Origin of the sequence: Algoriphagus pacificus, assembly GCF_017254845.1 — a bacterium.
Taxonomy (GTDB): domain Bacteria; phylum Bacteroidota; class Bacteroidia; order Cytophagales; family Cyclobacteriaceae; genus Algoriphagus; species Algoriphagus pacificus.
On record NZ_JAFKCU010000010.1, the window covers coordinates 1 to 9,374 of the forward strand.

Here is a 9,374-nt window from a genome sequence, read left to right on the forward strand (position 1 = left end):
GTTTGAAAGGTAAAAAAGCATGCAGCGGTGTGTCGATGGAAGGAGCCTTGGAGTCCAGATCGTAGATGCAGTGGTTGAAAAGTCCGACCATCTCGTCTTCAAACTCGATGCCCCGGTAGATACCCTGAAGTGCACGGAGCTTCTCGACATAGAGTCCGGCCAAGCCTGCTTTTGTGAGGGTTCCGATGTCACCACCTGAACCTTTGACCCACATGACCTCGACGGATTCTTTGGTGAGCGGATCGGCCTCAAAAGTCTTGCAGCTGGTGTTGCCGCCACCGTAGTTGGTGATGCGTAGATCGGCTCCCAGGATATTGGATCTATAAATCAATAAATCAACTTCGTTTCCTTCTAAATCGGCAGCTTTTTTATCATCCCATAAATAGCTGACATGGTTAAATTGTTGTGTATTCGTATTCATTCAATAATTCAATTTTAATAGGTTGAATATGGGGTTAACATTAGTTTTTGGTGTCCTGTGCTGTCTTGAAAGCGGTTTTGTTTTAGGGCAGTCAAAGCTATGCTTCTGTTTTTGAGCAAATTATTTCTTTGGGGTAATTTAAAGAAATGCCTACGGAACATAAACCACTTTCCGCTTTAATTCTTTTTTAAGCCAGTAAATCCAAGGATGGAACAGGATAGTTGGTATCTTGTTTTTGGATTTTTTGACAGTAATTATGAAAGAACAGAAATTATTTAAAAAAATAGTATCCCAAAATAACGAGTTTGAAAGGACGCCAGTCCCTGGAAATCAACTCAAATCAGGTAAGAGTTTCTTAGGTATGTATGCAGGAGAACATACTGCAGGAACAGAGTTTGTCATTGGACCCATGTTTGTCGCCCATGGAGTTTCGGCAGGAGATATGGTTATAGGCTTACTGATTGGAAATTTATTGGCTGTATTAAGCTGGGGATTTTTGACAGCACCCATTGCCACTTCCAAAAGATTGACTTTGTATTATCAATTGGAGCGCATTACCGGTAAATCTGTTGTTAATCTTTACAATTTCATCAATGCCCTAATGTTTTGCTTTTTAGCAGGATCAATGATCGCAGTTTCTGCTACTGCGGTTGGTATTCCCTTCAATTTAGCCATGCCAGAACTTACAGACTGGTATCCAAAAACTACCGGTTGGATTGTAGCTGTTCTGATTATGGGCACCGTCATTACTTTTATTGCAATCAGAGGTTATAATCAGGTAGCGAAATTCGCAAATGTGATAGCTCCTTGGATGATTTTGATTTTTGTATCAGCAGCCTTTTCTGCACTTCCGCAACTTGGGGTTCATACTTTAGATGAATTTATAGTTGCTGCAAAAGAAGTAATCTGGACAGGAGTACCTGCCGCGGGATTTACAAAATTTACGATTTGGCACATCATTTTTTTCTGCTGGTTCTGTAATATGGCCATGCATATCGGAATGTCAGACTTAACTATTCTTCGCTATGCAAAATCCTGGAAATATGGGTTTTTATCTTTTGCAGGGATGTATATAGGGCATTTTGTGGCTTGGATTGCATCGGGTATTCTTTACGCTGTATTCCTTCAGACCAATACAAATTCCAACGAGTTTGCTCCAGGACCCATTGCCTTTCAAGCAGCGGGGATTGCAGGAGCGGTGTGTGTGATAGTGGCAGGCTGGACTACAGCAAATCCAACAATTTATAGAGCAGGTCTGGCTTTGCAAGGCATTTTTCCAAAAGTTAAAACTTGGAAAATCACGGCTATCGTGGGGGGAATTACCAGTTTGGCAGCTTGTTTTCCAGCGCTGGTCATGAGGCTATTGGATTTTGTAGCCCTATATGGATTGGTTTTGATGCCAATGGGAGCAGTGATTTTTGCTGACTTTTATTTCGCAGATAAATTCGGCTTTCAGCAGGAACAGGCAATTACAAATAAGAAAGATTTCACTTGGCCAGCTTTGGCTTCCTGGTTGATCACATTGCTTTTTTGCTTGTTTTTAAACTATTACTATGGAATGGAAATATTCTTCTTGGGACTTCCCGGCTGGTTTGTAGCTGTGATTCTTTTTGTTGTCTTTTCCAGACTTAAATTTCCGAACCTAAAAACAAAATTGGCATGAAAACTTTACTGAAAATAGCTTCTTATTTTGCGTTGGTATTGACGATCGTGCCTCCAATTTTATATTTCAAATCAACAATTACATTGGATCAAAGTCATATGTACATGACCATTGGGATGCTGTTGTGGTTTGCCACAGCTCCTTTCTGGATCAATAAAAAGACGGATGATCAACCTCAAGACTCATGAGAATTACCCAAGAAAACATATCTGAAAATAATCAAAGCATACTTTCTGCACACCAACAAGAACTTGATTTCTTATCTGGTCTACTTTCCAAAGAAGGGGTAGATATTTGGGCTTTAATTGATAAGATAAAAGAGTTCCAAATTGCTGTTCCCAGCTGGGCTTTAGGTGCCGGAGGGACTAGATTTGGAAGATTTGGATTGGGTGGAGAGCCTAGAAATCTTGAAGAAAAATTGGAGGATATCGGCTTGTTAAAGGCCCTGACACAAAAGACGTCCAGCGTTTCCTTGCATATACCTTGGGATATTCCAAGCGATTATTCTACGATCACTGGCTTGGCCAGTGAGTTGGGAATCTCCTTCGATGCCATGAATAGCAATACTTTTCAGGACTATGGACAGCAGGAAACCTATAAACTCGGGTCGCTTGGGAATGCCAAGAAATCAATTCGCAATCAGGCAGTAGATCACAATATTCAGGTGATTGAAATAGGAAAAAAGCTAGGTAGCAAAGGCTTGACGGTTTGGTTGGCCGATGGCAGTAATTTTCCTGGGCAGTCAAGTATGAGAAATGCCTTGCAATGGACTCAAGAATCGCTAACCCAGATTTATACAGCCATGCCTGATGATTGGAAGTTGCTTTTAGAATACAAGCCGTATGAGCCTAATTTTTACCATACTATTATTCCTGATTGGGGAACATCCTCTTTGCTTTGCAAATCGCTGGGAGATCGGGCCAAGGTACTTGTAGACCTCGGACATCATCTTCCAAATACAAATATTGAGCAGATTGTGGCAACACTCATGTATCAGGATATGCTGGCAGGCTTTCACTTCAACGACAGTAAATATGGGGATGATGATTTGACCACAGGAAGCATCAAACCCTATCAATTGTTCTTGATTTTTTGTGAATTGATTTCTGGTTCTGAAGATGGAGCACAGACTTGGGAAAGCATTTCCTGGATGATTGATGCGAGTCATAATACAAAAGATCCATTGGAGGATCTAATGCAGGCTTTAGAAGTGATAAGCATTTGTTTTACCAAAGCACTTCTCGTGGATAGAAAAAAACTAAGTGCCTGTCAACTTGATGGGGATGTAGTTGGGGCGCAGGAATGTCTTCAGGAAGCTTTTCAAAGAGATGTAAGGCCACTTGTCAGAGAAGCGAGAATCCAAAATGGAGGAGCTGCCAATCCAATTACTTTATACAGAAAGCTGGAGGTTAGGAAAAATCTAATTCAGGAAAGAGGGGCAAACTCTAGATCGACTGGCCTGTAAGACAGGATTAAACGAGGTGAAAAATCACTTAATAATTCCTAATTTGGGATTATGCTAAGATCATTCTTTCACCTATTTCCAATGCACCCATGAGAAAAACCAGCCTGATCCTATTTATTAGTTTCCTTATCTATTCCTGTAATTCACCTGAGTCAAAAACGGAGGGAGAAGAAACGATTGATGGTTCATCGGAACTTTCCCAATCAAACTATCAAACAACAGGGTCCATTCAAAGATTGCAACCAGAATTGGATCAGTTGATTCCGGAGGAAGCGAAAATTGAAATTGTCGCTTCGGGTTTTGATTGGTCAGAAGGGCCACTTTGGCTAGAATCGATGGATGCTTTGATTTTTACGGATGTGCCGCAAAACAAAATCTGGAAATGGTCTGAGAAAGATAGTCTGGAAGTGTATTTGGAACCATCCGGTTATTTCGGAGATGAAAAAAACAAGCGAGAGCCTGGGGCAAATGGACTCGTTTTAAATGCGGAAGGACAACTTTTGCTTTGCCAGCATGGTGCAAGACAAGTTGGAAAAATGATCAGCTCCATTCAAGATCCAAAGCCTGAATTCGAGGTGCTTGCAGGGAATTTTGAAGGAAAGAAATTCAACAGTCCCAACGACTTGGTTCTGAAAAAAGACGGGGGATTATACTTCACCGATCCTCCTTATGGGTTGGATGAGTGGGATACCAAAGAGCTGGATTTTCAGGGTGTCTATCAGATAGATTTTATGGGAAATCTTTCCCTACAAATTGATTCACTTTCCAGACCAAATGGGATTGGCTTAAGTCCTGATGAAAGTGCATTGTATATTGCTCAGTCAGATCCAGAAAAAGCCAGATACTATCGTTTTGAACTGGATGAAAATGGAAATGTAAGTGAAGGAAAAGTGATTTTGGAAGTCAGCATTTTGGTTGGTGAGGCCAATCCCGGATTACCCGATGGTATGGCAGTTCATTCCAGTGGAAATTTATTTGCCAGTGGTCCGGGAGGAATTCTGATCATCAGTCCAGAGGGAAAGCATCTTGGAACTATCAAGACAAACCGGGCAACTTCCAATTGCACTTTTGATTCAGATGAAACTTACCTGTACATGACCGCAGACATGGATTTGTTGAGAATCAAGTTGAAGTAATAAGCTTTAAGCCCAGTCCCAAACTACAATTGCCCAAGTTTCAAATTCATCTTTGAAAGTATGGATGACCTCAAAGCCAACTTTTTGATGGGCTTTTAGAGAACGGGCGTTTGAAATAGAGATTTCTGTGATTGCAAAATCATAACGGTCATTAAAGGCTTCTTTATAGGCTTCATAACATCTGCCAAAAAGTCCCTGACTTCGGTAGTTTTTACCAATACAAACTTGCCCCACTGCCATGTAATTGTATTCGCTGACTTTCTTTCCTTTGAAAACCAATTCATCAAATTGATCAAACATAGGGACCAACATCGGAACATCATTTCTGGACTTTTTAGTCATTGCCAGAAAGTAAGCAGCTATAGTTTCTCCTTCTTTTGCGATGATATGGGGTTCAATGGAATTGAGGCTTTCCAATAATTCCAAACTATGCTGAACTCGGACGAAGCCTTGTTCCTCTTTCTCTTGAATACTGATGTTTTGAACGAGGTTTTCTCGCTGTAATACAAGAATACCCAATAAATCGGATTTGCTTTTGGCTTGGCAAATTTCTACCATAAAATAAATTAGGAATAGGTTGAGTCCTCAAAATCTTCTCCAAGTTCTTCGGTTTTTGGAGCTTTTGTCTCAGGTGTTTTGGGCTTTTCTTCTGGCTTAGGTTCTTCGGGGATATACTTTGGAGGTAAAGCCAAATCCGCTCCATCCCGAGCAGCTCGGTAATGAGGAGACATGATTTCTACTCCTGCCTCGGCAAAAGCATCCTGAATATTGGCATGTAAATCTGAGTAGCTTTTAGCTGCCTTTTTTGAGTCCAAGGTATAGGCATTGATCTGATATGAGACATAAAAATCATCCAGACTGGTCTGAAGAACAAAGGGCTTTGGCTCTTTCAATACTGTTTCCACTTCTAAAGCTGCCTTGATCAAAAGCTCATGAACTTTTCTCCAGGGAACATCATAGCCAATGGTCACGGTAGTATGAAGAATCAGACCTGCACCATGATCTTCTACTGAATAATTGATTGTATTTCCATTCAAAATGGCGGAATTTGGAATAGTAACCTCCTCATTTTTGATGGTTCTCAGTCGGGTTACCAACATGGTTTTTTCAATGACATCGCCCGTTGTGTCACCGATTTTCACTCTGTCTCCAATCTTGAAAGCTCTCATATAAATAATCACCAAACCTGCAATGATATTGCTAATCGCAGAGGAGGAGCCTAGAGAAATCAGAAGCCCTAAAAAGACACTGACGCCTTGAAAAGCCGGGGATTCTGATCCCGGTAAATAAGGGAAAATAACAATAAATGCGAAGGCATAAATAATGACTTTCACCAAATTGAAAGTTGGCTTTGCCCAATCGGGATAGAAGCCAGGGATACTCAGATTGCCTCGCTCAATTTCTCCAGAAATAAAATTGATAAACTCCCCAAAGTAAAAAGTAATTGTCACGACCACCACGATCATAAACAACTCGGGGATGTATTCGATGAATGATACGAAAATACCTTTTAAAGGAGTTGTGATGTAGCTTAATAAGGTGCCAGCTAGATTTTTGGTCGATGGGAAAATGCTGAAAATGATGGGTAGCGCGAGATAAAGTAATACAGCAATAATGAAGATCTTCAAGACTCGCATCAAAGCTTTCAAAAGCTTCTCTTCCCGCTCTGCAGAGAGCAATTCAAAGTTTTTAATCTTGATTCCTTTGAAATACTGATGCCATTTCAATAGGATGAAATCAATCAGTTTGTTAAAACCTTTATTGATAAATCTTACCAAAAGGAACACAATCACCAAAACAACGATAAGCATTCCTGTTCGGCTTAGGATTTGAATCAGGGAGCGGTTTTCATGATTTTTTTTGAAAGAAGATTTGATCGCCAGTAAATATTCTTCTGCTAAAACTTCTTGGTCCTTATCAAGGTATTTTGCATCTGCAGTCGTAATACTTCCCAGAATGATATCTCCGTGAAGAATTTCAATTGCAAGGTCATCCTTGGTTGTGCTGAGAAGTGCCGTGTCAAATTGCTCTGATTCAATCAGTAAATCGAGTTTGTTCGAAAAGCTGGCAGCTCTTTCGGAAGGATCAAATGGGCCTAGTTTAGTTCCTATGTAGAAAATTGTATCCTGAAAGAAAACTACCGGGTGCCTGATTGTATCTGCTTGAACAACAACAGTGCTATCTGCTTCTTGGGCTAAACTGATGCCCGCAACCAGCATGAAAAGCGTAAAAAAGATCGATTTTTTAAGACTGGCCATTTTTAATAGAATATTTGCTGCTGCACGAAAAAATGAAATTCGATTTAGAATTTTTCTCTTTCAAAAGCTACTTCAAATTAATTAAAATTCATTGATTTCAGTAGATTTGACCAAAATCCATTACTGTTATGACCTTCAACAAAGTTTTCTACGGGCTTTGGGTACTTCTCTTTGCTCTATTTGCCTTTTGGCAATTCAATGATCCAGATCCTGAAATCTGGGTAAGTATTTATGCTGTTGCTATTATTTTCTGCCTTTTGGGATTCCGAGGCATATTTCCAAAAATTCCGTTAACGGTAGTTTTTGCAGCCTGTGTAATCGGAGCGGCATTGTTCTGGCAAGGAGATGTAAGCAGTTGGGTTTCTCAGGAAGTAGAACAACACAATCTAAGCATGAAAACTGATTTCATGGAGGAATCTAGAGAGTCTTTCGGGTTAATCATAATTGCCTTGGTAATGCTTCCCGGAGTAATCAAAGCCTGGAAAAAGAAATCTTAACTTTAAGCAAAACTCAATAACCTTAAACCCATGAAAAAAATTGTCTTATTAATGTTCATCGCCTTGTTTTCAGGGTTTGGAGCTTTTAGCCAGCAGGCTGCGAAAATCAAATCAAACTATTTTGAGATCCGGAAATATTATGCGAATCCGGGTAAACTCGATGCCTTGATCAAAAGATTTCAAGATCATACGGTTGCCCTTTTTGAAAAGAGCGGCATGGAAAATATTGCCTATTTCCTTCCTGTAGAAAACAATGATAATTCATTGACCTACATTTTGGGCTACCCTGATGAGGAAGCAAGGGAAAGAATGTGGAATCAGTTTATGAATGATCCGGAATGGCAAAAAGCTTACAAAGAGTCAATTGTCGACGGAGCACTTGTGGCAAAAATTGATCAAACCTTTATGACTTTGGCTCCGGGATTGAATGAAATGCCTATGCCTAGCGAAAGCGGAATTTTCCAATTGAGAATCTACACTTGCTTTGATGGAAAAATTGATGATTTGATCACACGCTTTAAAGATCATACTCAAAATCTATTTGAAAGACAGGGTTTGAAAAATTATCCATATTGGTTGACTACCGAAAAAGAAGGAGCTCAGCCTAAACTGGTTTACTTAATTGGGCATAAAGACCAAGCAGCTTTTGAGGCTGCCTTCCAGGCTTTTTTGAAAGATCCTGATTGGATTAAAGCTCGGGATGCTTCTGAGGCAAATGGTAAGATCGTTGAAAAAGTGGATGCAACATTCTTTAAGACACTTCCTTTTTCTCCGATGAAATAAACTTTGATAATTATAAAAAGTAAAAGCCAACTGAATCAGTTGGCTTTTTGCGTTAAGGTAATCGGGTGTTAATTTCTATCTAGGGAAAGCTGCCGCGAGTCCACCGTCGACATTGAGCATGTTTCCGGTTGATTTGTCAAGCATTCCGGAGACGAAAGCGAAAGCGGCATCTGCGATATCTGAAGTCTTGACGGATTCTTTGAGCAGGGTTCTGTTGGCATAGTAGGCAGGAAGATCCTTGACCTCGATGCCATAAGCCTTGGCCCTGTTTTCAGCCCATCCACCTTCCCAGATGTTGGAGTTTTCGATGACCGCATCCGGATTTACCACGTTGACGCGGATCTTGTCCTCTCCGAGTTCTGCAGCCATAAGCCTTGACATGTGGAGTTGGGCTGCTTTGGCAGTTCCATAAGCCACGTTTTTCGGTCCTGCCACCAAAGCGTTTTTGCTGACGATGTTAATGATGTCGCCACCGAGTCCCTGCTGTCTGAGGATCTTGACCCCGGCCTGGGAAACGTCAAACTGACCTTTGACAAGAATATCCAAAAGCTTAGACCAGTCCTCCTCAGTATGGGATTCAAAAGCCTTGGAGATGGAGATACCCGCATTGTTGACGATGATGTCCAATCCACCGAATTTCAGACAGATTGCCTGCATGGCTTTTTTCAGACTTTCCGGATCAGTCACATCCAGGGTAACACCCAGGAAGACATCCTTTCCGTATTTTTTCTGCATGGCAGCTTCAGTTTCTGCCAGACGCTCCGCATTGATGTCAGTTACCACTACACAGGCCCCTTCCTGGATATATCTCTCAGCAATTCCTTTTCCGATTCCCCCGGCACTTCCAGTGATCAGGGCAATCCTTCTTGAAAGTGGTTTTTCCTTCGGCATGCGTTGTAGCTTGGCTTCTTCGAGCAACCAGTATTCAATGTTGAAAGCCTCCTGCAAAGGCAAAGAGACATAAGAGGAAACTGCTTCAGCCCCACGCATCACGTTGATGGCATTGATATAAAACTCAGAGGCTACTCGGGAAGTCTGCTTGTCCTTGGCAAAGGAGAATAGCCCTACTCCCGGCCAGAGAATGATCACCGGATTGGGATCCCGCATGGCAGGGGAATTGGGATGCTTGTGCTTTTCGTAATAATCCGCAT

At 41.1% G+C, this 9,374-nt stretch carries 9 protein-coding genes and 1 pseudogene; 6 read left to right on the forward strand and 4 right to left on the reverse strand.

All coding sequences use genetic code 11. From position 1 onward, the window contains the following. Positions 1–421: pseudogene (locus J0A69_RS22250) on the reverse strand (class II aldolase/adducin family protein); the annotation flags it as partial. A 256-nt stretch (positions 422–677) separates the two neighbouring features. On the opposite strand from J0A69_RS22250, the gene J0A69_RS22255 reads away from it, so the two are divergent. The 4 genes from J0A69_RS22255 to J0A69_RS22270 all read left to right on the forward strand — a co-directional run bounded on the left by J0A69_RS22255 (position 678) and on the right by J0A69_RS22270 (position 4,685). Then, complete coding sequence (locus tag J0A69_RS22255) at positions 678–2,084, forward strand: purine-cytosine permease family protein (RefSeq protein WP_206588839.1); 1,407 nt, start codon at positions 678–680, stop codon at positions 2,082–2,084. Then, positions 2,081–2,272, forward strand: a complete 192-nt coding sequence (locus J0A69_RS22260) for a hypothetical protein (protein ID WP_206588840.1) — start codon at positions 2,081–2,083, stop codon at positions 2,270–2,272. The genes J0A69_RS22255 and J0A69_RS22260 overlap by 4 nt, the downstream gene beginning before the upstream one ends. Further along, positions 2,269–3,549: a TIM barrel protein gene (locus J0A69_RS22265; RefSeq protein ID WP_206588841.1), complete on the forward strand. Its 1,281-nt coding sequence runs from the start codon at positions 2,269–2,271 to the stop codon at positions 3,547–3,549. Before J0A69_RS22260 ends, J0A69_RS22265 begins: the two co-directional genes overlap by 4 nt. A gap of 89 nt (positions 3,550–3,638) precedes the next feature. Further along, positions 3,639–4,685, forward strand: coding sequence for an SMP-30/gluconolactonase/LRE family protein (locus tag J0A69_RS22270; RefSeq protein ID WP_206588842.1), 1,047 nt, complete (start codon positions 3,639–3,641; stop codon positions 4,683–4,685). A 6-nt stretch (positions 4,686–4,691) separates the two neighbouring features. Here the strand turns inward: J0A69_RS22270 and J0A69_RS22275 are convergent, their stop codons facing one another. Continuing rightward, positions 4,692–5,243, reverse strand: coding sequence for a GNAT family N-acetyltransferase (locus J0A69_RS22275; protein WP_206588843.1), 552 nt, complete (start codon positions 5,241–5,243; stop codon positions 4,692–4,694). 8 nt (positions 5,244–5,251) lie between these two features. Continuing rightward, entirely contained in the window at positions 5,252–6,943 is a 1,692-nt protein-coding gene (locus J0A69_RS22280) for a mechanosensitive ion channel family protein (RefSeq protein ID WP_206588844.1), read from the reverse strand. 128 nt (positions 6,944–7,071) lie between these two features. On the opposite strand from J0A69_RS22280, the gene J0A69_RS22285 reads away from it, so the two are divergent. Next, positions 7,072–7,440, forward strand: a complete 369-nt coding sequence (locus J0A69_RS22285) for a transmembrane 220 family protein (RefSeq protein WP_206588845.1) — start codon at positions 7,072–7,074, stop codon at positions 7,438–7,440. Positions 7,441–7,470: 30 nt separating this feature from the next. Further along, a complete protein-coding gene (locus J0A69_RS22290; protein WP_206588846.1) occupies positions 7,471–8,223 on the forward strand; it encodes an NIPSNAP family protein in 753 nt (250 codons plus the stop codon). Positions 8,224–8,298: 75 nt separating this feature from the next. Here the strand turns inward: J0A69_RS22290 and J0A69_RS22295 are convergent. Further along, positions 8,299–9,374: SDR family oxidoreductase (locus tag J0A69_RS22295; RefSeq protein ID WP_206588847.1), on the reverse strand; the 1,076-nt coding region annotated here is incomplete at its 5' end.

What these genes read in the sequence shown, in the direction of transcription:
- J0A69_RS22255 (WP_206588839.1), top strand. Translation starts at nt 678, where the DNA reads ATGAAAGAACAGAAATTATTTAAAAAAATAGTATCCCAAAATAACGAG.
- J0A69_RS22260 (WP_206588840.1), top strand. Translation starts at nt 2,081, where the DNA reads ATGAAAACTTTACTGAAAATAGCTTCTTATTTTGCGTTGGTATTGACG.
- J0A69_RS22265 (WP_206588841.1), top strand. Translation starts at nt 2,269, where the DNA reads ATGAGAATTACCCAAGAAAACATATCTGAAAATAATCAAAGCATACTT.
- J0A69_RS22270 (WP_206588842.1), top strand. Translation starts at nt 3,639, where the DNA reads ATGAGAAAAACCAGCCTGATCCTATTTATTAGTTTCCTTATCTATTCC.
- J0A69_RS22275 (WP_206588843.1), bottom strand. Translation starts at nt 5,243, where the DNA reads ATGGTAGAAATTTGCCAAGCCAAAAGCAAATCCGATTTATTGGGTATT.
- J0A69_RS22280 (WP_206588844.1), bottom strand. Translation starts at nt 6,943, where the DNA reads ATGGCCAGTCTTAAAAAATCGATCTTTTTTACGCTTTTCATGCTGGTT.
- J0A69_RS22285 (WP_206588845.1), top strand. Translation starts at nt 7,072, where the DNA reads ATGACCTTCAACAAAGTTTTCTACGGGCTTTGGGTACTTCTCTTTGCT.
- J0A69_RS22290 (WP_206588846.1), top strand. Translation starts at nt 7,471, where the DNA reads ATGAAAAAAATTGTCTTATTAATGTTCATCGCCTTGTTTTCAGGGTTT.